Source organism: Syntrophales bacterium, assembly GCA_030018935.1.
GTDB lineage: Bacteria > Desulfobacterota > Syntrophia > Syntrophales > CG2-30-49-12 > CG2-30-49-12.
Genome location: JASEGZ010000018.1, coordinates 1 through 24,406, shown reverse-complemented (window position 1 = coordinate 24,406; position 24,406 = coordinate 1). Strand labels below are relative to the sequence as shown.

The window sequence follows — 24,406 nt, the reverse complement described above, 5'->3', positions numbered from 1 at the left end:
AAAGGGGCACACAAAACCCTTTGCCAGGGGAGGCTATCAGCCCAGGAGCTTGCCAGCGAGGCTGATAGCCCTCCTACCTTAAATCCTCTTCTTTTCCTGAAGGTTCTCCCCTAAATGTTTATTACTCTGCCCCCGCTAAGAAGGGCATCAACTATCTCATACATATTGGTGACCTTACCAACTCTCAGTTTATCCTTTATCCCGTAGTATCCCAGACAGGTGCCACAGGAGAAGATATCCACCCCTTCTCTCTCAAGGAGTTCCAGTGCCTCCAAGACCTCAGAGCCCTCGGTGGTCAACATGACACCAGCGTTTATAAAAAGTAACTTCGTCGGTCTGGGGTGGTAATCCCAGATGGTGTTGAGAAAGGCATTCATCAGTATCCTCCCCAGTTCTTCGCTTCCCGTCCCAAACCGATCGGTGGTGATGCAGACAACATCCCCACCTGCCCTTATGGCTTCAACCCTTGCCCTTTCACCTCCCTCCCCGGGGGGCTTGGTAATTTCTATGCAGAAAATGCCCTCTCCCTCCGAAACGACTACCTCACACCCCTGGCTTACGGCAAATCTCCGTACATTTTCCCTGCTCTCAGGATTGTCCACGAGAACGGTAACTGTGCCCTCTGTTACCTCAGCCAGTGCCTCTCTGGTTCTGATCACCGGTAAGGGACAAGCAAGGCCCCTCGCATCAACCTCTCTGCCCATCTCCTTTCCCCTATTTCCGGGGTGTAAGCAACAGACGATACTCGTCGCCGGCTGCCTCTTCTACCTCAATAGAATAGTTTCTGCTTTCGGCAAGTCGGGATACATTTTCCTTTGCCACAGCAGTCTCTACAAGGACCGCTATCTGTTCGTCAGGGTCTGCCTCCATCGCTTTTTTTGTTTTCACCACCGGGATGGGACAACCGAGACCCCTCGCATCCACCTCAACCATTGCCGTTCCCCCTTTCCTGTTAGATTTCCTCCTTCACCAGGAGAACATTTACCGCCTTGATGATCACCTTTACTTTATCACCCCTTTTTATACCGAGCTCACGCAGGGAATCCATGGTCATCACCGAGGATGCCGTGCTCTCGGCGGGGAGATTTACCTTCACCTGGCACATTACAGTTCCTTCCTTAATTTCAACTACTTCTCCCGCAAGTTGATTTCTGGCGCCGTATTTCATTGCAATACCCCCTTAACTTTACCTGAAAATCCCCCATGCCCCTTTTTTAAAGGGGGAGAGTTCATTATTCTATCACTTTTCTTCCCACATCTCGTCTTCCCAAGGATGGTTGGGCATTGGTATCTTCAGCGGGACCGGCTTGCTATCTTTCCAGTATTTCTCTACAACAGGATGCTTCTTCTCCCTGAGCCAAACCTCCAGATCAGCGGGGTCAACGACATCTTCCTCTGTGGCGATTTTGTCGTATACCTCTTCAGGAATAACGTCGGCGACCTCCAATTTTATCTCCACCTTTTCCACCAGCGGACAGAGGGAAATCATATTGGCCCGCATGATCTGGGCCATCTTCAGCCAGCTCATCCTCGGTTTAACTTCCTTACTCACCCGCAACCACATGTTAGTGCGGGCGCCGACCAGACCCCACCCCTCGGTGAAGAGAAAGCCCATCACCGCCCCTCGTTCCACAAACTCCAACAGGTCATCCGATAGTTGGGGACCCCATGCCTTAATATGAGCGGCAAAGGGAAGGGAGGTCTCTGGGGCCAGTTCGTCCAGCTCCGGACCAATGACTTCGACCCTACCGTCCATTACTTCTTCAGGATCTCCCACTACTTCCACAAAAATGTAACTTTTGTACTCATGCTTGGGGCCGCCCAGCTCTGCATACCATTGCCCCTTCCGTATCTCACCCACATACCGGGGCCCGATACCCACATTCTCCAGGCCGGCGAAAAGCTTATTAAGATCGGTGTCGAGTTGATGAACTTTCCCCGGTGGAAGCTTTACCGTGGCATACCACGGTTTCCCTGTACTCACCTTGTACCTCCTTTGCTTTTATCTCCTCTTAAAAATCACTCCTCGACCCCTTTCTGCTTCCCACAGGAGGGGGATAACTGTCCTCTTATGTGCTGTCGGATGACGTAGCAACATATCTCTATTTTTGTCGGAAGGCCGGATTCGGAGTCGAACCGACCAGGATCCTTGCTCAGTATCCTCAACGGGTTTGCAGCCCGCGGGAAGCACCGGCTCCCTCAACCGGCCCTTCTTTATCAATGTTTAAATTGGCCAATTCTTCTCATCTAAAGACCGCCATCTCTCACTGCATAACAAACCCCGCTCCGGGCGCACAGGTATTCCCTGAAGACAGCGGGAAATTGAGCGATAATTTCCCAGATCCTCGTTGCCGGCGTTGCCTGGGCATACTCCCCGGCCGTACGATTTGCCCTTGCCGCCAGAATTGCCGCCTCGTGTAATTCCAGCCCGGCAGAGGCGAAGGCGGCCACCATGCCGGTAATCGTATCACCGGTGCCTCCGATGGCTTCCAGGGAGGGGATGTCCGGTGCGGAGATGGTTTCTAATATTTTTCCTTCTTTCACTATGTAATCAATTGAACCTTTGACGAGTAACAACCTCGTGGCGCTCCCGTTCTGATATGCCTTTGCCACCAGTTCAGGGGTCTTTGTGATATCGCTGTCAAAGAGGTGTCTGCTGATGTAGGCGGGGTGGGTCGCATCTGGATCGGCCAGGAAAGCCATCTCGCAGGCATCCGGGGTGAAAATGTCAAATCTCTGGGCGAGACCTGCCGCCTTGGCTGCATACATGGAGGAGGCATCGGCAATCATGACCGGCTTCTGACGGCATCTCTCCGCAGATTCACATACCTTCCTCATCAAACCCATGACGGGAAGGATGTAGTGGAGTACCAGGACATCGGGTACAAGGGTGGGGAGATTTTTGCTCAGGTATTCATAGAGTAACCGGCTTCCCTTTCCCGTTCCCCTGTCGCCGACAAGGAGGGCTTGAGGGGGTTTCTCTTCGAGATATTCAGCCGTTACACAGGCAGCGCCGATGAGGGCAGCCGTCCCCTGGAGGCAGGGAATCTCTCTGTCATTAAAGATCAGAGATTTACCGGAAAATTTTACCGCACCCATACTCAGGGAAAAGTCCTCCCAGGGAATCGTTCCGCAGATAAGCATCAGTGTTTCTCCATACGATTCCAGATTTCGAGAGACTCGCAAAAAGCCCTATCCAGCATCAGAGCGCAGAGGGTGAAGCCTCTTTCCCTCGGTCTTATTGCCTCGGCGAGCTTTTTATCTATCAGCCCGGCATGGAGATAGGGGATGTCAGGGCAACCACCCCCGGAGATATTCAGAATGACCCCTGAGTTTTTGTCAAAGGTGAGTTTCATGTTTCCCGCTTTGACCATGATGGCCTCTCCGAAATCTTTGACCTTCACGATCTCGAGGAGATCTCCGCTCCCCTTCCTGGGAATAATCTCGACATAATAGACATCCTTTTCCCTGAACAGTCTCTCTATCCCTGTCTGTTCAATGAGGGCGATCTCCAGGGCGAGATCACACCCCTTCCTGAGTTCAGGAGGAGGGGCAACCAGCCTGACCATGTAGTCAGCCGCTTTGAGGACCTTTTCCGCTTTGATCGCCTCTTCCACGCTCCGAAAGAGGATAAGACCTCCGCCTTCGAAGCCTTCTTTTTTATTTTTACCGAAGACCTCCATACTACCTTTCCCTTTCCACCATGGAAAAGCCAACAAACAGACAGAATACCAGGCCGATAATTACCGCTACTGGTCCGAATCCACTCGGGCCTTTAGGGCTCGAGGCGAGCAGGAAATTATGGGAAAGGGCGGCGCCGGCGATGAGGCCAAGTACGGTAATTCCCGCATCGGTATCACCTTCACCCGCCAGGATTGTCTGGCGCAGGGGGCACCCTCCCAACAGTGTCGCCGTCAGTCCCGCTAAGGTCATCCCTAAGAAATTCCAGAGGTGATTGTTGTGGGCAATTGGTTGATTTATAAAACCCCAGTGGTAAAGGCCCGAGGAAAAATTACCCAGGAGATAATTGGACAGCAATACGCCCACAAAGAAGGCGGCAATGCCGCTCACGAGATAGAAGTCCCTGACCAGCATAATGTCTCTCCACCCTCCCACGAAGCACATCCTGGTCTTCTGGGCAATGAAGCCCACAACAATCCCGGCGAGGAGTGAAATGAGAAGAGGGGCATGTTGCGACCCGGGTCCCTTCAGACTGAAATTGATGAAGGGAAGTTTGAAGATGAGCAGGAGGAGGAGAACCACCATTACCAGCGGTATAATAAGAGCCGGCAGCATTGATGCCTTGCCTGACCGTCCCAGGTTAAAGCCGCCCTTGAGGAACTGAATGCCAACAACTGCCCCCAGAATTATCCCTAAAAGGGCGGTAATGCCGTTGAGGTCGCCTCCGGCAAGCCTTATCAAGGCTCTCACGGGGCAGCCCAGGAAGACCAGGGCGCCGATCATGAAGAAGGCGCCGAGAAAGAAACGTACCAGTGGGGAGGAACCTCCCCGCGGTTTGAATTCCCTGAAGGCATAAGCGGAGAAAAAGGCGCCGAATACAAAGCCGATGATCTCCGGCCGGATATACTGCACTACCTCCGCCCGGTGCAGCCCAATTCCCCCTGCCATATCACGGTAGAAGCAGGCCACGCAGATGCCCATGTTTGCCGGATTTCCCCACTTCGTGAGCAGAGTGGCGAGTATTCCGAAGATGAAACCTCCCAGAATTATCCACGTTTTCGGTGTCCAGAATCTGTCCATCATATCACCCTTACCCCCTTTCGTTTTTACTCGAAATTACCCCCTTGATTCTCTTAATGACCCCGTTATCCTCTGTCGCAATATAAAGAGAATCTTCTCAAAATTTTCCTATTCAAATTTCAGGAATAAGTCAAATTCATAAAAGTTATAATTTGTCACCGGCTATAACCATCTGTCATGCTATTTTTCGCTCCATTGGCCCCCTTCTTCTTGACATTCAATCGTTCCTGTCCTATAGTGCCCGACAGAAAATGGGAGGAATGCTGTGAGTTACGACGTATTTAAGAACATTACGATCCACCAGATGGAATCCCTCGTGCAACTGATTGCCGAAGGGAGCTTCAGCCGTGCGGCTAAAAAGTTGTTTCTCACCCAGCCTGCCCTCACCAAGCACATCAAAAATATGGAGGATTCCCTCGGTATCAGGCTCGTCAACCGTGGAAATGGGGGAGTATCCTTAACACCGGAGGGGAAGATTCTCTACGATTACGCCAGGAGGATCATAAAACTGAGAGAGGAGGCGAAGGAGAAGATCTTGCAGATTCGCGAAAACGAATCCGGCAGCATCTATATCGGTGCCAGTACGATTCCGGCCACTTATATCCTCCCTTACGTCTTGAGTGATTTTAAAAAAATCTATCCGGCAATCAGGGTTAATGTCCAGGCTGCCGACTCTGAAGAAACCGTAGAGATAATCCTGAATAATCAGGCAGAGATCGGTTTCATCGGCAAAAAGCCGTTGCATCGGAAATTGCATGTGGAACCTCTATGGGAAGACAGGCTTATTCTGGCCGTGCCCGGAGGTCATCGGTGGGCCGGTAAAGGTCCCGTGACCCTAGATGAACTTTCCAGAGAGCCCTTTGTTCTCCGGGAGAAGGGCTCGGCAACACGGGAAGTACTCGAGACATACCTTAAAGAAAATACAGGTATGAGCCTCGCACAGTTTAATATTGTTGGTGGAATGGGAAGTTCTGAAGCGGTGAAAGAGGCCATTATCGCCGGGCTTGGTGTTTCCGCCCTTTCGATCCATGCCGTGGGACGGGAATTGAGACAGGGGGTTGTGGTGGAAGTACCGATTGAGGGTTGCCGGGTTGAGAGGTGTTTCTATCTGATCCATCGCCGGCAATTCAGTTTGATGCGCCATCATTGTTTGTTTCTTAATTTTGTGAGAGGTTATAAATTATAAGCGTTCAGCTATCAGCCGTCAGTTTTCAGCAAAAACAAAAAGGGTACCAGGGATTACTGATCGCTGACAGCTCTGAACGCTTACAATTCGGTAAATATTCCATTATGACGGCAAAAATAGGTTATTTCAGTACAAACAGAAATCTGGACGGGATCCCGGGACTTGCTCCCTTTAAGGAATATGTTTCCTTCCGGGATGCCCTCCTTCAGGGTCAAGCCCCCGATGAGGGGCTTTTTATGCCTGATCCCATTCCCGCGGTATCTCCGGAAGAGATAAATGCCCTGAAAGGGGCGCCCTATACTGGAGTGGCGATGCTCGTGGCGGCGACCTTTCTGCAGGATGAAGTCCCTTACGGTATCCTGAAGAGGATCGTGGAGGATGCATATAATTTTGAGGTCCCCCTCGAATGTGTTGAAGAGGGGAAGTATATCATGAGGCTCGATCAGGGGCCGACAGCCTCCTTCAAGGACTTTGCCGCCCGCATGATGGCCCGTTTGATGAGCCATTTTCGTGAGCGGGGGAAACGGCTCAATGTCCTCGTGGCGACCTCCGGTGATACGGGAAGCGCCGTGGGAGAAGCATTTCGTGATGTCGAAGGGGTGGATGTCTATATACTCTATCCCCAGGGGGAGATAAGCGGAAGACAGAAGAAGCAGTTAGATACCATCGGCGGTAATGTCAGGGCGATTTCCATAGAGGGCCAGTTCGATGACTGCCAGAATCTCGTCAAGCAAGCATTTTCCGACCCATCTCTCGATAATCTGAACCTGACCTCGGCAAATTCCATCAATTTCGGCAGGATACTTCCCCAGATAATCTACTACGTCTATGCCTATGCCCGGCTTGCACGCCAGGGGGAGGGGCTAATATTTTCCGTTCCCTCCGGCAACTTTGGCAATGCCTTGGGGTGTGAATATGCCCGAAGGATGGGGCTTCCCGTCGCAAAGCTCGTCATGCCGACCAATGAAAACGATGAATTCCCCAGGTTCCTCGAGACAGGCATCTATGAAAAAATTTCTCCTTCCCGGGCGTGTCTCTCCAATGCCATGAATGTGGGTCATCCGAGCAACCTGGCCAGGTTCTTCGATTTGTACGGGGGGACGGTTGACCGGAACGGCGCCGTGCACCGCTATCCCGACCAGAAGGCCATGAAGAGGCACATCTTTTCTGTCAGTATCTCCGATCAGGAAACGAGGGAGACGATAAGAAGGGTTTATCAGCGCTATGGGGTTGTCCTGGAGCCGCACGGTGCGGTAGGTTGGAGGGGACTTGAGGTATATCTTGAACGGTTCGGTGATTTTCCCCTCTGTGTATCTCTCGAGACGGCTCATCCGGCCAAGTTTCCTGAAGAGGTCGAGACCCTCCTCGGTATCACCCCGGAACTACCACAGAGTATAAGAGATATTGATAAAAGAACGGGGGAACCCTTGGCGCTGTCCCGTAACTATAAATTATTCAAGGCATTTCTCCAGGATACCCTGAAGATCAGAGATTAGAAGTACTTAAAAAACCCTACCCTGCTCTTCGTTGATGCTGGCAGGTGTAGCATCATCAGGGGTGGTGCCCTCAAGGAAGCATTCAGAGATAGTCCCCTGGGATGAGGATCTGGCCGGCAGGCCTGTTTTCGAATCTACCTTGACGAAGACGATCCCCTCTGGGATGGGGAAGACTTCCACCGGTGTGTCCTTGAGGACCTTTTCCATGAAATACAGCCAGATAGGCGCTGCCGCCCTGCCACCCACTTCCTGCTTACCGAGAGGCCTTTCCTGATCAAAACCTACCCATACCCCTGTTACCAGGGACGGGGTAAAGCCGATGAACCAGGCATCTCTCGTATCGTCCGTTGTTCCGGTCTTGCCGGCCACAGGTCTACCGATGCTTTTTACCCGCATACCGGTTCCGCTCTCCACTACATCCTGCATCACGTAGGTCGTCATGAAGGCGATGCGGGGGTCAATGACCTGTATTTGGCTGGTTTTTATCTGGTTTTCTTCGAAGATATGACCCGTCCGGTCAACGATTTTTTTGATGAAAAATGGCGTGCATTTTTTACCCTTGTTGGCAAGGACACCGTATCCCCTGACCATCTCCTGAAGAGTGACGCCCGATGTTCCCAGCGCGAGGGAGAGGTTTCTTCCCAGAGGAGAGGTAATCCCCATATTGGCGGCATACCCGGCGGCGTAGTCCACGCCAATCTCCTGGAGTAGCTTTATGGTGATAATGTTTCTCGAGTGGACGAGGCCAGTCCTCAAGGTAGTGGCCCCCCAGAATTCTCCATCAAAATTTTGTGGTTCCCAGATCTTTCCTGTGGCGTCTGCAAATACGACGGGAGAATCTATGAGTTTCGTTGCCGGTGTCATTCCCTTGTCAAAGGCCGCCGTATAGATAAACGGTTTGAAGGCGGATCCGGGCTGCCTCCTCGCCTGGGTGGCACGGTTGAATTCACTTCTCTTAAAATCCCTCCCCCCGACCATGGCCCTGATGGCGCCGGTCCTTGCGTCCAGAAAGAGGAGCGCCCCCTGAACCAGCCCTCTTTTGTATCTTTCCCGTTCTTCTATTTCCCGGAGTCCCCTTTCCACGGCATCCCGAGCTGCCTTTTGCATGGCTATGTCCAGGGTTGTGTAGACCTCGAGTCCTTCCCTGTACAGTACATCGCTGCCATACTTTTCAAGGATGTACCGGCGGACATTTTCAATAAAATAGGGGGCGACCTTCTCTTTTGGTTTAATGGATCGTAGCTTAACAGGGGCGCCTATGGCTTCTTCCTTTTCCTGCGCAGTAATGTAGCCGTCTTCCATCATCCTCTTGAGGACATAGAGCTGTCTCTGCCGGGCCATGTCTAAATTTGCGTAGGGTGAATAGTTGCCGGGCGCCTTGGGGAGACCGGCTAAGAGAGCCGCTTCAGGCAGGGTCAGATACCTGGCGCTTTTGCCAAAATAGCCCTGTGATGCCGCCTCTATGCCGTAGGTACCGTGTCCGAGGTAGATGTGATTCAAATAGAGGTTCAGGATCTCATCTTTGGAAAGGTATTTGTCAATCCTGTACGCTAAGATCGCCTCTTTGATTTTTCTCAGATAGTTTCTTTCCGGGGACAGATAGAGGGATTTGGCCACCTGTTGCGTGATGGTACTGCCACCCTGGACAATGCGCCCCGCCTCAATATTTTTGAAGAAGGCCCTCATGATGCTCAGGATATCAACACCTCGATGTTGGTAGAATCTCGCATCTTCCGCCGCTACAAAGGCCTGAATAACCACCCTGGGAAGTTCAGAAATCCTGATGACCTTTCTGTCTTCCAGGTAGAACTCATCAATAAGTTCATTATTGTCGGCATACACCCGGGTGGCGATACTGGGGCGGTAATCTTTAAGGGTGGCGATGGCTGGCAGATCCTTGAGGAGGATATAGTACAGGAAACCGCCCCCCACCAGCGCCAGGAGGACAGTAAATAGACCTGTCAGCAGAACTATTGTTCCGAGGTGAGAATTTCTTCGTTTCTTTCTTTTGTAGTTTTGAGAGGATTGCTTTGTCATGGTAAATCTTCTTTGACTTCCCTGGTCTCTTCCGTTCCAGGGCGCTTCTTCTGTGCAAATCTTGCCACGATTATACTGAACTCGTAAAGGAATATCAAGGGTACAGCCATCAAAGTCTGGGTGATTGCATCAGGAGATGGTGTCAGAATGGCGGCAATAATAAAGATAATCAGGATGGCGTATCGCCGCCCTCTGGAGAGCATTCTGACATTTACAAGGCCGATCTTTGTCATGAAAAAGATGAAAACGGGAAGCTCAAAGGAAAGACCAAATCCGAGGAGGAATTTTAGAGATAATGACAGGTACTCCTTCAGGGACAGCATGGGTTTGAGGAAATCGGAAGAAAAGGACACAAAAAATTTAAAGGCCGGGGGCAGAACAATAAAATAGCCAAAGAGGACACCACCGATAAACAACAGGGAAGAGGAGATTACAAAGGGAAACACGTATCTCTTCTCGCCAGGGTGCAGGCCAGGGGAGATGAATTTCCATATCTGGTATAAGGTGTATGGGCTTGTCAGAACGAGAGAGGCGAAGAAAGATATCTTCATATAGATGAAGAACGCCTCGGGCAGGCCGGTAAATACCATGAAACTTTTTTGCGGCAGAACCATGGCCAGTGGTCTTGTAATGACTGTAAACAACCAGTCTTTGATGGCATAACATGCACAAAACCCGACGCCTACCGCAATCAGAATAAAGATAAGCCTCTTTCTCAATTCTTCGAGATGGGCGGTAAGGGGTAATTTTTCTTCCTTAGGTTTATCCATAGGTTAAGAGATGAATCTTGGCTCATTGCGTGGGAGGAGTAAAAGACCGGGAAGGATTTTCTTTCCCCTCGGATGATGAAGGAGGTTTATTATGATTTTTTCCGTTTTCTTTTTCGGCATAAAGTAGCGAGTTCTTGATCTCGTCCATATCTTTTTTGACTTCATCCACCTCAAGTGCTTCTTTCAGAGTGTCTTTAACATCGTCAGCAGCCCTGCGAAATTCATGCAGTCCTTTTCCCAGAGATCTGGCGATATCGGGTAACTTTCTGGGTCCCACCACAAGGAGGGCGATGATGATGATCAGTATCAACTCTGGCATGCCGATGCCGAACATAATTTTTTGCTCCTTAAAGATGCCCTATCTGACAGACGAGACACCTACTTTTTAAATATATATAATTCAAAGTGATTGTCAATGTTTTGTAGGGGGTCTGTAAAGTTACATCTAAAGTCTTGTCTCTGAATCCAAGTGTAGAGTTCATACTGTTTTTGCTTTTTGTTGGTTTTTGTGATAGAAATTTAACCTCTGTTATGCCACTTTATGAAAGGTTGTAGATGATGAATAAAAGACAGAAAAAATTCTTGATTGGCGTTGGGATCGTTATGGTCGCCATGCTTCTATTTCCTCCTTTCCATACAGTTAGTAAAGATTATGGGTATCACTATGGGTATCACTATGGGTATCACTATGGGTATCACTTTATTTTTAATCCTCTACTATGTTCCTTTGCAGATGTTAATATAGAGTTTTTGCTCATACAGTGGCTTATTGTTGTTACAGTGGGATTCATAGGCTGGTATGTGCTAAAAAGCGAGGAATAAAAGCCATACCATATGATGTAGGAGGCAGTTATGACTTACTCGTTAGCACTTGATTTTATCGACCTGTCTGGGGTCGGGTTTCCACATTCGCCTGTGGCACATATCTATATGAAAACCCATACTAAAGACAAAAGAGGCACAATGTTTATCACTCCAGATTGTGTGAGCCTAAGTGAATTGGAAGAACAGATTGAGCGATTGCATAAGGAATTGGAAAAAATTCGTAGAGAGGCAAACAGGAAGTTCACTTCTATCTCCAAATAGATGCTACTGGGGCGAACGGGGCATAACAAACGCTTTAACTCGGACTGCCAATTCCGCTGCGCTCCATTTGCAGCCGGTTAAGCGCAGCGTTGGCTCATAGAAAGGAAACCATGAAGAAGAGAAGAAAATCAGAACACCCCTTCGAGAGGGCTTTGGCCGTCTCGCTGGAAGACATCGGCATAGTGCTCCGCGGCATGGGCAAGGCCCCTTGGGCTGAATTTCTGCTCAATCCGCGGCGGCTGCGAGGCAGCGACTTTCTCATGAGGTGGTCTCAAGGGGTGTGGAGTGAAGAACGTTTGACACAGGCAGTCAACTCGAGCGGCAAGTACTTTGCCCTGCCATATGGACCCAGCGGTACCGCCCCTGATAACGATGTCCGCGCTTTTGAATTATATTTCGAGCGCCTAGAAAACGCCGGACTCGGTAATATCAAGCGCCCTGACCTTCTGATCTACCGCGTTCAGGATAAAGCCAAGGTTGATTCTGCTGTCAAAGAACTGAATGGACTGAGCGAGTTGCCTTTCACTCCAGAAGATGATTCGAAGATGCAAGACCTACTGGAGCATGCCGTCCTCGCGGTCGAATGTGAGAATAGTCTGTGGCGAGCCAAGCAGATGCCAAACTATAACACGCCTCTCACGCCGCAGAAGCGGTTGGACGGCCGGCTCGGGTTGAAAAAAGGAGCTGTTCTGCCTACAATCATCATCAAAGAGGAAGACAGAAGTCCACTGCGGACATGGCAGCGGGATCGGAAAATCCCCATTCACATCTGGCATGCCTTCTTTGACGAGGCTTACGGCATATCCCTCGCGGATGCGGAGAAATTGATTTTACGTGGCGATATTGAACCGACCAAACAGGTGTTTCAAGCACCCGGTGGGGCAACAACCGAGAAGGTAATCTACAAGATTTACTACAGGCATGCTTATCCCCTGGCTACCACAATTGAGGAACCACAACTTGTTGCAGACTCGATCACGGATAAGAACGGCCATATTCTTCCCTACGTGCGCTTCGTCGGCGGAAAATCGAAATTATCAGTAGAAGCGCTGTCAGTCTTGGACTCGTTGAGGTAGAACATCATGCCTGGCAGACAAACATATAAACTCCCTCGCTCCGGGATCGAACGAGAAACCCTGCGCACGAAAGGGCAGTTCTGGACGCCCGATTGGATCGCCGACTTAATGGTGGCCTATGTGTTGAAGGAGAAGCCCGAACGACTGCTCGATCCTGCCTTGGGCGAAGGCGTATTCTTCCGCGCCGCAAAGCGCTATACAGAATCACACGGCTTTGATCTCGCTTTGTTTGGACGCGACGTGGACCCGAGCGTAATTGAACAGGCGGAGAAGACAGGATTGAATGATGTCGACCTGTGCAAGGTTGAGATCAAGGATTTCGTCCTTGATCCACCCTCAGAAACCTTTCCGGCCATTATCGTCAATCCTCCCTACATCCGTCATCATCGGCTTTCTCCAGCACATAAGGAACGTTTGCGCGCATTCGCTCAAAGAGCGACCGGGCAGCATATTGACGGGCGGGCTGGATTGCATGTGTATTTCCTGATTAGGGCACTCCAAACACTATCACCCGATGGACGACTTGCGTACATTGTCTCTGCCGACATTTGTGAGGGCGTGTTTGCTCATGCTTTGTGGCAGTGGGTTTGTTCCCGATACAGATTAGATGCTGTCATCGCGTTCGCATCAGAAGCCACCCCGTTTCCCGATGTTGATACCAATGCGCTCGTTTTCCTCATTCGGAATGCCAAACCGGCAACCAAGTTCGATTGGGTAAAATGCCTTGATCGCTATTCCAAGGAATTGATTTCCCTCGTTTTGGGACTACCACATACAGACAACAAAGGAATTCAGGTTCACCGCCGATTACTCTCTGAAGCTTTAACGACAGGCTTATCTCGTCCGCCCGCAGAGGAGGCGAGAAGCAAATATACCCTTGGAGATTTCGCCAGTGTGATGCGCGGAATTGTAACAGGAGACAATGAGTTTTTCTTTCTGACATCTGCCCGTGCCAAGGAACTGGGTATTCCCGATAAGTTGTTGGTCAGAGCAGTCGGAAGAATGCGTGATATTCAGGGTGAATCTTTCGACCAAGAAGACTTGACTCGCCTTGAAGCTTCCGGAAGACCGACGTACTTACTCAATTTGAACGGATTGGCATTTGAAGAACTCCCCGAACAAGTACAGAGATATCTCAATGACGGCGAGTCAAGAGGACTCCCCATGAAAACTCTGATCAAGACACGGAAGCCTTGGTATCGAATGGAGACGCGGAAGGTACCGCCAATCATGTTTGCATATCTTGGAAGACGAAACGCACGGTTTATCCGAAACCACGCGGGAGTTGTCCCTTTGACATGTCTTCTATGTGTCTATCCTAAAAGAGCGACTCCCGACTATGTGGAGCGCCTTTGGAATGTGCTTTCGCACCCGCTGACAATCGGCAATTTGAGAAAAGTCGGAAAGTCTTATGGCGGGGGCGCGATAAAAGTCGAACCTCGTGCGTTGGAACGACTACCCTTGCCTGATAGACTCGTTCGGTCAGAGGGCTTGGACAGACTCGCTTCACCGAAACAAGCGACACTATTTCAAGAAAAGTGAGCCAACAACCGGTTGCAACGGACGGCGTTCCGCCGCCGCTGAACCGAAACGTCGGCCCCAGACGGACTTGACATTCCTTATCCTATTGGCTATACTTCGAATATCCGCCAGGAGGTATGAATATGATGACAAGAATCCAAAAGTGGGGAAACAGCCAGGGGCTATGCCTTGCGAAGCAGGTGCTTGAAGACGCGCATATCGCCGTGGGTGATGACGTCGACGTCACCACGCGGGACGGCGTGATCGTCATAGCGCCAACGAGACGCGTTCGCGGTAAGATGAGTCTGGAAGACCTCGTGTCACGCATACCCAAGGGCTACAAAGGCGAAGAAATGGATTGGGGCAAGCCAGCAGGCAGAGAGGTTTGGTGAGTGAAAGCGTACGCTCCGAAAAAGGGAGACTTCATTGCCGTTACCTTCGATCCCCAGTCCGGTCACGAGCAAAAGGGACGTCGTCCTGCTCTTGTCGTAAGCAACACCCTGTTCAACGAGCAAACCGGTCTCGCCATTGTCTGTCCCCTCACGACCACTGATCGAGGCTACCCTTTTCATGTGGGGATTACCGAGAACCCGCAAGTGAAAGGATTTGTGATGGTCGAGCAGGTCAAGTCCATTGATTACCGTGCGCGTCAGGCCAAGCTCATTGGAAAGGCTTCGGACGATCTCATTGACGAAGTCTTGTCGATACTTGATGCCTGCATTTATTGAAGGCCGAACAACCATCCAGGAGAGGTCAGAATTGAAGATTGATAAGAGAGAGGTGGAGTATGTGGCCCATCTGGCGAGGCTTGATTTCAGCGAAGAGGAGAAGGAAAGATTCACCTCGCAGCTTGATAATATCCTGATGTATATGGATAAGTTGAATCAGGTGGACACTTCCGGTGTTGAACCAATGAGTCATGCAATTACTCTCGTTAATGCCTTCAGGGATGACAAGGTCGGGGAATCATTAACTCATGGCCTTTCCTTGGCCAATGCCCCGGAGGCAAGGGGTGACTGTTTCAGTGTCCCAAAGGTTATAGAATAGTCGTAAGTCATAAGTCATAAGTCATAAGACGTATGACGTAAGACGTAAGACGTAAGACGTATGACGTATGACGTAAGACGTAAGACGTAAGACGTATGACATATGACATATGACGTATGACTGATGTTTTATAGGTGGACAGGATGGAATTAAACCAGACGACGATTCATGAACTGCAGGAAAAGATCAGGACAGGCGAGACCACCTCTGTCGAGATTGTCCAAGCCGTATTCAACCGGATTGATGCGGTAGAAGGCGTTGTTCATGCCTACATTGCACTGATGAGGGATTCCGCCCTTGAGGAGGCAAAAAGGGCTGATCTGAATATCAGAGAGGGAAAGATCAGGGCCTTAACCGGCATTCCTGTTGCCTTGAAAGACATCTTTTGCACCAGGGGGTTCCGGACGACATGCGGTTCCCGCATCCTTTATAACTATGTGCCGCCGTACGATGCCACGGTGGTGGAAAAATTAAGGGAGTCCGGGGCTGTCTTCGTAGGCAAGACGAATATGGACGAGTTTGCCATGGGTTCTTCCACGGAGACCTCATTCTTCGGGATTACGAGAAACCCCTGGGATCTGGAAAGGATACCAGGGGGCTCCAGCGGTGGGTCCGCCGCTGCCGTAGCCGCCGATGAGTGCATCGCCTCCCTCGGTTCAGATACCGGGGGCTCCATCAGGCAGCCCGCCGCCCTCTGTGGCGTGGTGGGGATGAAGCCCACCTACGGGAGGGTCTCCCGTTTCGGTTTGATTGCCTTTGCCTCGTCTCTGGATCAGATCGGCCCCTTTACCAGGGATGTGGAGGACTGCGCCATCATGATGAACGTCATCGCCGGCTATGACCCGAAGGAATCCACATCGGTACCGATAGAAGTCCCGGATTACAGAGAGTATCTCTCAAGGGGGATCGAGGGCTGGACAGTGGGAATTCCCAAGGAGTACTTCATCGAGGGGATTGACCCTGAGGTGCTGACGGCGGTACAGAATACCATCAAGGTGATCGAGGAGAGCGGCGGCAGGTGTATCGAGATATCACTTCCCCATACGGAGTACTGCCTGGCCGTCTATTACATTGTGGCCCCCGCGGAGGCGAGCTCCAATCTGGCGCGCTATGACGGTGTGAAATACGGTTTTCGGTCCGGTGCCGGTAATGTTCAGGACCTCCTTACGATGTACAAAAAGACCCGCTCGGAAAGTTTCGGGGCGGAAGTGAAAAGACGGATCATGCTCGGCACCTACGTCCTTTCCTCCGGTTACTACGATGCCTACTACAAGAAGGCATCCAAGGTACGGGCACTAATCAAGCGTGATTTCGATGAGGCGTTTAAACTCTGTGATGTGATTGTCACCCCTGCCTCCCCGACCCCGGCCTTTAAGATCGGGGAGAAGACCGATGACCCCCTGCAGATGTACCTCTCCGACATTTTCACCATCTCCGCCAATCTGGCGGGCATACCGGGGATCTCTGTCCCCTGCGGCTTTACCCGGAGCGGCCTTCCCCTAGGAGTTCAATTTCTCTCCGGGCCATTTGAAGAGGGGAAATTGATCCAGATTGCCGCCGCCTATGAAAAGAATGCTAAAATCGAAAGAAGGAGACCGAATCTTTAAATGGAATACGAAACTGTCATCGGGCTGGAGGTCCATGCCCAGCTCTTGACCCAGTCAAAGGTCTTTTGTGGCTGCTCCACAAAGTTCGGGGCAGCACCAAACAGCAATACCTGTCCCATCTGTCTCGGGATGCCCGGGGTTTTGCCTGTCTTGAACAAAAAGGTCGTGGAATACGCGATGAAAATGGGCCTCGCCACCCATTGCCGTATCAACAGGGGATGCAGTTTTGCCAGGAAGAACTACTTCTACCCCGACCTCCCCAAGGGTTACCAGATATCCCAGTATGCCGATCCCCTTGCGGAACATGGGTATGTGGAAATTGACATCAACGGCGGCAAAAAGACGATAGGCATCACACGGATCCACATGGAGGAGGATGCGGGGAAGTTGTTGCATGATGAGCACAATAGTTATGTGGATCTGAACCGGACGGGGGTGCCCCTGATCGAGATCGTCAGTGAGCCGGACATAAGGGGCGCCGAGGAGGCGGCAGCTTATCTGAAAGGACTCCATGAAATCCTGGTCTATCTTGAAATCTGCGATGGTAATATGGAGGAGGGGAGTTTCCGCTGCGATGCCAACGTATCCATCAGACCGAAGGGGGATAAGGGCTTCGGGACAAGGACAGAGCTGAAAAACATGAACTCCTTCCGGAATGTCCAGCGCGCCCTGGAGTATGAGATTAAACGGCAGCAGTACATTCTCGAGGGCGGCGGCGAGGTGCTCCAGGAAACGAGACTCTGGGACGACGGCCAGGGGGTGACCCATTCCATGCGGGGCAAGGAAGATGCTCACGATTACCGCTATTTTCCCGATCCCGATCTTGTGCCTGTTGTCATCAGTGATGACTGGATTGAGGAAGTCAGAAAGGGGTTTCCCGAACTTCCCATGGAGAAGAGGGAGAGATTTATCCGTGATTATCAGATCCCGGCCTACGATGCCGGTGTATTGACTTCGAGCCGCGCCCTTGCCGACTACTACGAGGAGGTGGCCAGGCTTTCGGGGAAGCCAAAGATCGCCGGCAACTGGGTCATGGGCGATGTCCTCAAGCTGTTGAATGAGGAAAAGCGCGACGTTAAAACATGTTCTATCCTTCCCGCCTCTTTGGCGGAGATGATCCGCCTGATCGAGGCCGGGACGATCAGCGGCAAGATGGCCAAGGAAGTTATCGAGGAGATGTACAGAACCGGTAAGCCTCCCAAGGCAATCATCGAGGAAAAGGGGATGGTGCAGATCACCGATGAGGGGGAGTTGACAGAGATCATCACCCGTGTCATAGAGGCCAATCCGACACAGGCGGCACAGTATCGAGAGGGGAAGGAGAAGGTGTTCGGATTTTTTGTCGGTCAGGTGATGAAAGCCACGCAGGGAAAGGCCAATCCCCGGCTCATCAATGACCTTCTGAAGAGGAGGCTATCAGAATGATCAGGACGATTTTCTGGGAAGATGATACGGTGGTCATGATTGACCAGAAGGCCCTCCCCCACGAGGAGCGGCACATTGTTTGCGTACGCTATGATGAGGTGATCATGGCGATCAAAGACCTCTCGATCCGTGGAGCCCCGGCCATCGGGGTGGCTACGGCGATGGGAATCGCCCTCGGTGTGCTCCATCTTTCACCGTCATCAGGGGGGGGTGAGATGAAGGCGGTATTTGACCGCATCTGCCATGAGTTTTCCCAGGCGCGTCCCACCGCGAGAAACCTCTTCTGGGCTATTGAGAGGATGAAGAGATGTTTCGATGGGGCCTTTGCCTCCGGTGTGGAGACGGTAAAAAAGGCGCTTGTTGCCGAAGCCATTCGTATCTGTGAAGAGGATATCGCCATAAACAGGCAGATGGGTATCCACGGGAGGTCCTTGATCGAGGACGGTGATCATATCCTTACCCACTGTAATGCCGGCGCCCTGGCGACAGCCGGTTACGGAACAGCCCTCGGGGTGATCAGGGCCGCCCGGGAGGAAGGAAAGACGCTGCACGTCTATATGGATGAGACGAGGCCGATACTACAAGGGGCAAGGCTTACCGCCTGGGAGCTGGTAAAGGAGAACATCCCGGCTACGTTGATTACCGACAGTATGGCCGGATTTCTCATGAAACAGGGAAAGATCGCCCTGGTCATCGTGGGGGCGGACCGGATTGCCGCCAATGGCGATGTGGCCAATAAGATCGGCACTTACTCCCTTGCCGTCCTGGCGAAGGAAAACCATGTCCCCTTCTATGTGGCGGTGCCACTGTCCACCATTGATATGGGAATTAAGGATGGGGATGGCATTCCCATCGAGGAGAGAAACAGCGAAGAGGTCCTGACGTTTCGCGGAGTCAGTACGGCCCCGGAGGGGGTAATGGTCTATAATCCGGCCTTCGACGTGACACCAAACCGTTACATAACGGCGATCATCACCGAGGCGGGAGTCGCCGTCAGGCCATACGAGGAGACGATCGCCCGTCTTACTGGATGTCCATGAAAAAACTGTTTCTTTTTGATTTTGACGGTGTTCTGATTGATTCCCTGGAGGTATATGAACAAGCGGTGACCCTCTGCCTGGAAAAGATCGGCAAACCTATCGTCAAGAATCGTGCGGATTTTCTGGAGCTTTTTGACGAAAATTTTTATGAGGCCATTGTCAAAAAGGGTATAGATCTTGGGGAATATATGGAGGCATCAAAGGAGATAGTTGCCCGGATTAACTATGATGAGATGACGCCATTTTATGATTTAGCGCCTGTCCTGGATAAACTTAAGAAAGATAACGCCCTCGTTGTCATCTCCTCCAATGAGTCACAGGCCATTTATACGGTTCTGGCCCGTCATCGTCTTAATGGCTACTTCAAGGAGATCCTCGGGTCTGACTTCATGTTCAGCAAGAGGGGAAAGATTATTCACGCCATGGACAGGTTTCAGATGGAAAGAGATAGCGCCTATTATATCGGAGATACCGCGGGGGATATTAAAGAGGCAAAGATGGCCGGTGTAATGACCGCTGCCGTCACCTGGGGATGGCACAGCAGAGAAAAGCTTGAGGCGGCAAGGCCGGATTACCTGGTTGACACACCGGAAGAACTGCTGAACCTTTGAATTGCGAGGAGAAGCCAGGGTTATTGAGGGCTCATCAACATTTCAATAAAGACCTTCACGATTTTGGGGTCAAGCTGGGTTCCAGCCACCCTTTTCAACTCCTCGATAACTACTTCTTTACTCAAAGCCTTTCTATAAGCGCGGTCAGAGGTCATAGCATCATAGTGGTCTGCCACAGCAATGATCCTTGCTCCCAAAGGGGTTTCCTCCCCCTTCAGTCCAGCAGGGTAACCTTTCCCGTTATATCCTTCATGATGAGCATAGATAATAGGTTTGATATCCCAGGGGAAGCTAATGCCATTAAGTATTTTCAAACTGCCTTCAGGGTGCTTTTCTATCTCTTTCCACTCCTTCTCGTCCAGTTTCCCCGGCTTATTGAGAATATCTTCCTGGATGCCGATCTTCCCGATATCGTGTAGAACGGCCGCCACTTCAATGCCTTCTATCTCCTCCTGGGACATATCCAGCCTCTCGGCTATAGCCACTGCATACCTTGCTACAGCATCGGAATGGCCTTTCGTATAAGGGTCCTTTGCCTCCAGTGCGGATGCCAAGGCCCGGATAGTACTGAGATAACTTTCACGCAGGTCTCGATACAGGCTGGCATTTTCAATGGCAACTGCCGCCTGGTGGGCCATCGTGGAAAGAAGCTTTAAATTATCCTCTGTAAAAGACTCGGAATCCCCTTTACGGTTGAGGGCGATAATACCAATAACACCCTTCTTGGTTTTCAAGGGGACACAGATGGAATTTACCCCCACATACTTCCTTCTATTAATTTGTATACCCTCTACCCTTCCATGGATTATCAGAGGCTCGCCACTCTGAGCCACTGATCCTGCAATACCCTCCCCTATCTTAATTCTTGTCTTCCTGATAATCTCTTTCTCCAGACCATGTGCCTTTTTTATGGTTAAAACCCCTTCTTCAGGGTCAAAAAGCATCAGGGAACCGTCATCTGCTTTCAGGATCTTGGCAGCATTACTGAAGACAGACGAAAGCACCTCATCGAGTTCAAGAGAAGAGCCGGTTATCTTAACGGTCTCGTGGAGAGTGGTCATCTCAGCCAGTCTTTCGCTCAACCTCCTGTTCAGCTCTTTGATCTCAGCCAGATAGCCCTCTGTCTTTGAATTTAGATATTCCCTGTATCCCACTCCATAGGCCATGATTCCTCTCATAAGGAAGGTAAAGGATTCATCAATAGCCTTCTTTGGATATACCCTTTTATCCTTATTGATTTTCTTCACGGCCTTGAGGTGCATCTCCACAAGGGATTCAGGACCAATCCCCTGTCTCATCATCATCTCCCTGGCGAATTGGGTAATCTGATAGAGATATGTTTCTTGGCCAGTCTTCAGGTAGTCCGCGAGGATTTTGTCGTAGCAAAGCCTGGTTTTCTCCATCTCTGATTAACCCTCCATTTTATCCTGCCGAACAACCACAATAGTGAGGTCATCCCTCTCTCTGCCGAATTCAGCAGCGATTCTCTCGGCAATTGTCTTGAGGATGCTGCCCCAGAAATTCCGGTGGATACAGCCCAGGTTCCGGACATCCATTTAATTATGCCTTCCTTGCACTTTACGATTAACAATTTTTGATTTCAAAAGTCGGAAGATGAAAAACAAGGTTAAGATGATACCGAGAAGATCAAGGAGGACATCGTTGACGCTGCCATCGCGGTTAGGAATATATACCTGGTGGATTTCGTCGGCAATGGCTATCCCGAGGGCAATCAAACCGGGTATGAGAAAATGCGTAAAAGAGTGAATGCGTAGATAAGTTGATGCGTAATTGCGAGGCACGTTAGGATTGTTTGGATTGTCAATAGCGTTAATGCGTCGAAGCATCGTTATGGGTACGATAGAAAAGACGAGAAGGATGGTTAGGATGCCATAAAGGGGGATGTGGAGGAGGCTGTAAGGATTAAAGGCCGAGAAACTGGAAACTATGGGCGAATCGGCCAGAAAGAAGATTCCAGATATATAGGCGATAGAAAGGATCGTAAAGATAAAGTTCATTAGACTATAGGCTTTGGGCTCACCTGAGGGCTATACTCTTTGTAGAAAGCTGGCGTAGTGGATAGTGCTTTATCTCCAGTGCGTCAGGGAGTCTCATCTGTTTTCAGCATATTAATAATTGCATCCTTATAGTTCAAAAAATCGTTAAGATTTTTTCTCAGAATACCGATAACGATCTCTGCGTCAACTCTATCATATTGGTGTACAATTATATTTCTGAATTTTGCCATCTTTTCCATCGTTTCAAAAAGATCGCTCTTTAAAATCCGGTTCTCATGAAGTACTCTAAAAGTATCTGAATAGCTTGTGGGTATTCGATATCCTCTATCTGAAATAATGTGCTCTGCAATATCTGCACATGTCTCAATCATCATCTGCAAGGTTCTCTCAACGATCCGCTGGATTCTCCAATCCCTTTGATATTGTTCCACAGCGACATTCTCATATTCCTTAACCTGTGTTAATAACTCTTCGAGTTCAGCTAACTTTCGGAGTATAAGAGTCTTATCAACCATGTAAAAATCTCCTCTCAAGAATGGCTCCCTCCCTGATCGAAAAATCAAAATACTCTCTCATCGTTAATGACTCATATTGATGTCTTAAGAAAGGCTCCTGATCTACCACAATCTTTTTGTTTTCTAATACCTTCATCCTGAGTGTGAGTGGCGCTCTATTCAAAATTACAAGATCCACTTCATCAGTCTGAAGAAGATTCATCAACGCCCCAAGAACCTCCATTCTCCTTTCCTGGATATCTGTAGGTTCCTTAAAATAAACCGCGACATCTACATCACTCAGAGGTAAAGGTTTTCCTCTTCCAAAACTTCCAAAAAGGTAGGCGAATTGAATGTCTGACTTTGATTGGAGATAATCTATTGCCTCAGGAATGAGTTCTTCAATATTTTCAGGTAGTTTTTTATATTTAATCATAAATACGAGACCTTTGAAAAATTGATTTTTAGCATCCCGGGAATTCGTAGCCGCAGGCTTTAGTCTGCGCCTTAATGTTATTGAATCCGCGTGGATACCCCAAAAATAATATTACAAATACCGGCCAGTGTCAAATCTTATTCTCAATCTGGTTAGACATCAACTGCATCCCAGGGGACAACAAGCCATGACAAGGGATGATTGATGCTAAGAAGCCAGGGAAACACCGTCTTTCAGAGCCAGTTCGGAAAAGATATGTTTTCTGAAGTCATTATATGTTGTATAAGCCTTCTTGTAATGAGCCTAAAGGTACGGGTCAAGAGAGATTATACGGATCGTAAGGCTGTTAATGCCTGGTGCCTGTATGATTGGGCCAACTCGGCCTTTGCGACCACCATCATGGCGGCGATTTTCCCTGTTTACTATGGCACCGTAGCGGCCCATAACCTTCCACCAACACTGGCAACGAGTTACTGGGGTTATACCAATACAACCGCCATGCTTTTAGTCGCCCTCGTGGCGCCAGTCCTCGGTGCCATGGCGGATCATTCCGGTGCACGGAAACGGTTTCTGCGGTACTTTGCCGGTTTCGGTATTTTTTTCACCGCGGCAATGGTTTTCATCGGCGCCGGTGACTGGAAAATAGCATCACTACTTTATATCTTAGCTTTATTTGGCTGGTCCTGCGCAAATATCTTTTATGATTCCCTACTCCCCCACGTTGCAGGAACTGACCGTATAGATCAGGTTTCCAGCAGAGGGTATGCCCTGGGTTACTTGGGGGGAGGATTATTGCTCGGGATTAATATCATCATGATCAAGCCGGAAATCGTCTGGCTTACGAGATGTCCCGGCATTTCGGATGCGGAGTGGGGTTTACGTTTCTCCTTCCTGTCCGTAGCAATCTGGTGGGCTATCTTTTCCATTCCCCTCTTTCGGTACGTGAGCGAACCACCGGCGGTACTGAGGACGGGGGAAAGCCGCAATCCGCTGCGGGCAGGTTTTCAAAGACTAAAGCATACTTTGCGGGATCTTCGGCGTTACAGCGAGCTACTTAAATTTCTCATTGCCTTCTGGTTATATAATGACGGTATCGCATCTATTATTATCATGGCGGCCATATTTGGACGGGAGATCGGTATCGGTCAGGAACACCTCCTGGGAGCGATTCTCATGGTCCAATTTATCGGCATGCCCTTTACCATCGCTTTTGGGTGGCTGGCCCGCCGTCTGGGAACCAAACGTTCAATTTATCTGGCCCTGGTCATTTATGCCCTCATCGCCATTGGTGGGTACTTCATGCAATCGGCCCTGCACTTCTGGATTCTTGCTGTCCTTGTGGCAACGGTCCAGGGGGGCAGCCAGGCCCTGAGTCGTTCCCTTTTTGGCAGAATGGCTCCCAGAAGCAGAACGGCCGAGTTCTTCGGTTTCTACGACGTAAGCTCTAAATTCGCCAGTATCATCGGCCCCTCACTCTTTGCAACCGTTGGTATGGTTACCGGCTCCAGCCGGAATGGAATTTTATCGCTCTTGCTCCTCTTTATCGCTGGGGGGATCATCCTTTCCCTGGTGGACGAAGAGAGAGGCACCCAGATAGCAGAGATGGAAAATAAAGCAACCCACTGAGATTATGAGACCTTTGAAAAACTAAAAATTGGCTTTGTGAAGGGCGAAACAAAGATTTTTTCGGGGAGGGGGGCTCTGCCATCGCAGCGAAGCGCCCGTCAGGGCAACTGTTTAAAGGCGAAGCCTGAGTTTTGCCCTAACAGCGAAACTAAATGATGCATAATCGTCA

The 24,406-nt window shown here is 50.2% G+C and carries 27 protein-coding genes and 1 tRNA gene; 12 read left to right on the top strand and 16 right to left on the bottom strand.

Annotated features, from left to right (window positions below; all coding sequences use genetic code 11):
* Positions 1-110 precede the first annotated feature (110 nt).
* From yedF to yedE, 8 genes are all read right to left on the bottom strand, one after another.
* Positions 111-704 (bottom strand): sulfurtransferase-like selenium metabolism protein YedF, encoded by a 594-nt coding sequence (gene yedF / locus QMD03_05065; protein ID MDI6776600.1) that lies wholly within the window; start codon positions 702-704, stop codon positions 111-113.
* A gap of 10 nt (positions 705-714) precedes the next feature.
* Positions 715-933, bottom strand: a complete 219-nt coding sequence (locus QMD03_05060) for a sulfurtransferase TusA family protein (GenBank protein ID MDI6776599.1) — start codon at positions 931-933, stop codon at positions 715-717.
* Between the two features lie 19 nt (positions 934-952).
* A complete protein-coding gene (locus QMD03_05055) occupies positions 953-1,168 on the bottom strand; it encodes a TOBE domain-containing protein (GenBank protein ID MDI6776598.1) in 216 nt (71 codons plus the stop codon).
* Positions 1,169-1,240: 72 nt separating this feature from the next.
* Positions 1,241-1,984, bottom strand: a complete 744-nt coding sequence (locus QMD03_05050) for a hypothetical protein (GenBank protein ID MDI6776597.1) — start codon at positions 1,982-1,984, stop codon at positions 1,241-1,243.
* 128 nt (positions 1,985-2,112) lie between these two features.
* A tRNA-OTHER gene (locus tag QMD03_05045) sits at positions 2,113-2,213 on the bottom strand.
* 34 nt (positions 2,214-2,247) lie between these two features.
* Entirely contained in the window at positions 2,248-3,144 is an 897-nt protein-coding gene (locus tag QMD03_05040; protein ID MDI6776596.1) for an NAD(P)H-hydrate dehydratase, read from the bottom strand.
* Positions 3,144-3,683 (bottom strand): DUF3343 domain-containing protein, encoded by a 540-nt coding sequence (locus QMD03_05035; protein MDI6776595.1) that lies wholly within the window; start codon positions 3,681-3,683, stop codon positions 3,144-3,146. The genes QMD03_05040 and QMD03_05035 overlap by 1 nt, the downstream gene beginning before the upstream one ends.
* Before the next feature lies 1 nt (position 3,684).
* Positions 3,685-4,764, bottom strand: a complete 1,080-nt coding sequence (yedE, locus tag QMD03_05030; protein ID MDI6776594.1) for a YedE family putative selenium transporter — start codon at positions 4,762-4,764, stop codon at positions 3,685-3,687.
* 262 nt (positions 4,765-5,026) lie between these two features.
* Between yedE and QMD03_05025 the strand changes: the two genes are divergently transcribed.
* The gene (locus QMD03_05025) at positions 5,027-5,947 is read left to right on the top strand and encodes a selenium metabolism-associated LysR family transcriptional regulator (GenBank protein MDI6776593.1); all 921 of its coding nucleotides are present in this window, start codon (positions 5,027-5,029) and stop codon (positions 5,945-5,947) included.
* A 104-nt stretch (positions 5,948-6,051) separates the two neighbouring features.
* Positions 6,052-7,443, top strand: coding sequence for a threonine synthase (gene thrC / locus QMD03_05020; GenBank protein ID MDI6776592.1), 1,392 nt, complete (start codon positions 6,052-6,054; stop codon positions 7,441-7,443).
* A gap of 6 nt (positions 7,444-7,449) precedes the next feature.
* On the opposite strand, the gene QMD03_05015 is transcribed toward thrC, so the two are convergent.
* The 3 genes from QMD03_05015 to tatB are packed head-to-tail and all read right to left on the bottom strand — an operon-like array spanning position 7,450 to position 10,584.
* Positions 7,450-9,480, bottom strand: coding sequence for a PBP1A family penicillin-binding protein (locus QMD03_05015; protein ID MDI6776591.1), 2,031 nt, complete (start codon positions 9,478-9,480; stop codon positions 7,450-7,452).
* A complete protein-coding gene (tatC, locus tag QMD03_05010; protein MDI6776590.1) occupies positions 9,477-10,250 on the bottom strand; it encodes a twin-arginine translocase subunit TatC in 774 nt (257 codons plus the stop codon). Before tatC ends, QMD03_05015 begins: the two co-directional genes overlap by 4 nt.
* A gap of 22 nt (positions 10,251-10,272) precedes the next feature.
* On the bottom strand, positions 10,273-10,584 hold the full coding sequence (tatB, locus tag QMD03_05005) for a Sec-independent protein translocase protein TatB (protein ID MDI6776589.1): 312 nt from the start codon (positions 10,582-10,584) through the stop codon (positions 10,273-10,275).
* Between the two features lie 862 nt (positions 10,585-11,446).
* Between tatB and QMD03_05000 the strand changes: the two genes are divergently transcribed.
* The 9 genes from QMD03_05000 to QMD03_04960 all read left to right on the top strand — a co-directional run bounded on the left by QMD03_05000 (position 11,447) and on the right by QMD03_04960 (position 19,663).
* The gene (locus QMD03_05000; GenBank protein MDI6776588.1) at positions 11,447-12,412 is read left to right on the top strand and encodes an AccI family restriction endonuclease; all 966 of its coding nucleotides are present in this window, start codon (positions 11,447-11,449) and stop codon (positions 12,410-12,412) included.
* A gap of 6 nt (positions 12,413-12,418) precedes the next feature.
* Positions 12,419-13,954 carry an N-6 DNA methylase gene (locus QMD03_04995; protein ID MDI6776587.1) on the top strand — a complete coding sequence of 512 codons (1,536 nt, stop codon included), beginning with the start codon at positions 12,419-12,421 and terminating at the stop codon, positions 13,952-13,954.
* 122 nt (positions 13,955-14,076) lie between these two features.
* Positions 14,077-14,325 carry a hypothetical protein gene (locus QMD03_04990; protein MDI6776586.1) on the top strand — a complete coding sequence of 83 codons (249 nt, stop codon included), beginning with the start codon at positions 14,077-14,079 and terminating at the stop codon, positions 14,323-14,325.
* Entirely contained in the window at positions 14,326-14,661 is a 336-nt protein-coding gene (locus QMD03_04985; GenBank protein MDI6776585.1) for a type II toxin-antitoxin system PemK/MazF family toxin, read from the top strand.
* Positions 14,662-14,692: 31 nt separating this feature from the next.
* Positions 14,693-14,980, top strand: coding sequence for an Asp-tRNA(Asn)/Glu-tRNA(Gln) amidotransferase subunit GatC (gene gatC, locus QMD03_04980; protein ID MDI6776584.1), 288 nt, complete (start codon positions 14,693-14,695; stop codon positions 14,978-14,980).
* A 143-nt stretch (positions 14,981-15,123) separates the two neighbouring features.
* A complete protein-coding gene (gene gatA / locus QMD03_04975) occupies positions 15,124-16,587 on the top strand; it encodes an Asp-tRNA(Asn)/Glu-tRNA(Gln) amidotransferase subunit GatA (GenBank protein MDI6776583.1) in 1,464 nt (487 codons plus the stop codon).
* Complete coding sequence (gene gatB / locus QMD03_04970) at positions 16,588-18,012, top strand: Asp-tRNA(Asn)/Glu-tRNA(Gln) amidotransferase subunit GatB (GenBank protein MDI6776582.1); 1,425 nt, start codon at positions 16,588-16,590, stop codon at positions 18,010-18,012. It abuts the gene before it with no gap.
* A complete protein-coding gene (gene mtnA, locus QMD03_04965) occupies positions 18,009-19,052 on the top strand; it encodes an S-methyl-5-thioribose-1-phosphate isomerase (GenBank protein MDI6776581.1) in 1,044 nt (347 codons plus the stop codon). Before gatB ends, mtnA begins: the two co-directional genes overlap by 4 nt.
* Positions 19,049-19,663 (top strand): HAD family hydrolase, encoded by a 615-nt coding sequence (locus QMD03_04960; GenBank protein MDI6776580.1) that lies wholly within the window; start codon positions 19,049-19,051, stop codon positions 19,661-19,663. The genes mtnA and QMD03_04960 overlap by 4 nt, the downstream gene beginning before the upstream one ends.
* A 20-nt stretch (positions 19,664-19,683) precedes the next feature.
* Here QMD03_04960 and QMD03_04955 read toward each other — a convergent pair whose 3' ends face one another.
* The 5 genes from QMD03_04955 to QMD03_04935 form a co-directional block, all read right to left on the bottom strand.
* Positions 19,684-21,066: an HD domain-containing protein gene (locus tag QMD03_04955; GenBank protein MDI6776579.1), complete on the bottom strand. Its 1,383-nt coding sequence runs from the start codon at positions 21,064-21,066 to the stop codon at positions 19,684-19,686.
* Between the two features lie 6 nt (positions 21,067-21,072).
* Positions 21,073-21,219 carry a hypothetical protein gene (locus tag QMD03_04950; GenBank protein MDI6776578.1) on the bottom strand — a complete coding sequence of 49 codons (147 nt, stop codon included), beginning with the start codon at positions 21,217-21,219 and terminating at the stop codon, positions 21,073-21,075.
* Positions 21,220-21,681 carry a VanZ family protein gene (locus QMD03_04945; protein ID MDI6776577.1) on the bottom strand — a complete coding sequence of 154 codons (462 nt, stop codon included), beginning with the start codon at positions 21,679-21,681 and terminating at the stop codon, positions 21,220-21,222.
* Between the two features lie 83 nt (positions 21,682-21,764).
* Positions 21,765-22,196, bottom strand: a complete 432-nt coding sequence (locus QMD03_04940; protein ID MDI6776576.1) for a DUF86 domain-containing protein — start codon at positions 22,194-22,196, stop codon at positions 21,765-21,767.
* Positions 22,189-22,611, bottom strand: coding sequence for a nucleotidyltransferase domain-containing protein (locus QMD03_04935; GenBank protein MDI6776575.1), 423 nt, complete (start codon positions 22,609-22,611; stop codon positions 22,189-22,191). Before QMD03_04935 ends, QMD03_04940 begins: the two co-directional genes overlap by 8 nt.
* A gap of 297 nt (positions 22,612-22,908) precedes the next feature.
* Here QMD03_04935 and QMD03_04930 point away from each other — a divergent pair, with 297 nt between their 5' ends.
* On the top strand, positions 22,909-24,237 hold the full coding sequence (locus tag QMD03_04930) for an MFS transporter (GenBank protein MDI6776574.1): 1,329 nt from the start codon (positions 22,909-22,911) through the stop codon (positions 24,235-24,237).
* Positions 24,238-24,406: the final 169 nt, after the last annotated feature.

Coding starts and splice junctions, on each gene's coding strand:
- yedF (MDI6776600.1), bottom strand. CDS start 704: ATGGGCAGAGAGGTTGATGCGAGGGGCCTTGCTTGTCCCTTACCGGTG.
- QMD03_05060 (MDI6776599.1), bottom strand. CDS start 933: ATGGTTGAGGTGGATGCGAGGGGTCTCGGTTGTCCCATCCCGGTGGTG.
- QMD03_05055 (MDI6776598.1), bottom strand. CDS start 1,168: ATGAAATACGGCGCCAGAAATCAACTTGCGGGAGAAGTAGTTGAAATT.
- QMD03_05040 (MDI6776596.1), bottom strand. CDS start 3,144: ATGCTTATCTGCGGAACGATTCCCTGGGAGGACTTTTCCCTGAGTATG.
- QMD03_05035 (MDI6776595.1), bottom strand. CDS start 3,683: ATGGAGGTCTTCGGTAAAAATAAAAAAGAAGGCTTCGAAGGCGGAGGT.
- yedE (MDI6776594.1), bottom strand. CDS start 4,764: ATGATGGACAGATTCTGGACACCGAAAACGTGGATAATTCTGGGAGGT.
- thrC (MDI6776592.1), top strand. CDS start 6,052: ATGACGGCAAAAATAGGTTATTTCAGTACAAACAGAAATCTGGACGGG.
- QMD03_05015 (MDI6776591.1), bottom strand. CDS start 9,480: ATGACAAAGCAATCCTCTCAAAACTACAAAAGAAAGAAACGAAGAAAT.
- tatC (MDI6776590.1), bottom strand. CDS start 10,250: ATGGATAAACCTAAGGAAGAAAAATTACCCCTTACCGCCCATCTCGAA.
- tatB (MDI6776589.1), bottom strand. CDS start 10,584: ATGTTCGGCATCGGCATGCCAGAGTTGATACTGATCATCATCATCGCC.
- QMD03_05000 (MDI6776588.1), top strand. CDS start 11,447: ATGAAGAAGAGAAGAAAATCAGAACACCCCTTCGAGAGGGCTTTGGCC.
- QMD03_04995 (MDI6776587.1), top strand. CDS start 12,419: ATGCCTGGCAGACAAACATATAAACTCCCTCGCTCCGGGATCGAACGA.
- QMD03_04990 (MDI6776586.1), top strand. CDS start 14,077: ATGATGACAAGAATCCAAAAGTGGGGAAACAGCCAGGGGCTATGCCTT.
- gatA (MDI6776583.1), top strand. CDS start 15,124: ATGGAATTAAACCAGACGACGATTCATGAACTGCAGGAAAAGATCAGG.
- gatB (MDI6776582.1), top strand. CDS start 16,588: ATGGAATACGAAACTGTCATCGGGCTGGAGGTCCATGCCCAGCTCTTG.
- mtnA (MDI6776581.1), top strand. CDS start 18,009: ATGATCAGGACGATTTTCTGGGAAGATGATACGGTGGTCATGATTGAC.
- QMD03_04960 (MDI6776580.1), top strand. CDS start 19,049: ATGAAAAAACTGTTTCTTTTTGATTTTGACGGTGTTCTGATTGATTCC.
- QMD03_04955 (MDI6776579.1), bottom strand. CDS start 21,066: ATGGAGAAAACCAGGCTTTGCTACGACAAAATCCTCGCGGACTACCTG.
- QMD03_04950 (MDI6776578.1), bottom strand. CDS start 21,219: ATGGATGTCCGGAACCTGGGCTGTATCCACCGGAATTTCTGGGGCAGC.
- QMD03_04945 (MDI6776577.1), bottom strand. CDS start 21,681: ATGAACTTTATCTTTACGATCCTTTCTATCGCCTATATATCTGGAATC.
- QMD03_04940 (MDI6776576.1), bottom strand. CDS start 22,196: ATGGTTGATAAGACTCTTATACTCCGAAAGTTAGCTGAACTCGAAGAG.
- QMD03_04935 (MDI6776575.1), bottom strand. CDS start 22,611: ATGATTAAATATAAAAAACTACCTGAAAATATTGAAGAACTCATTCCT.
- QMD03_04930 (MDI6776574.1), top strand. CDS start 22,909: ATGAGCCTAAAGGTACGGGTCAAGAGAGATTATACGGATCGTAAGGCT.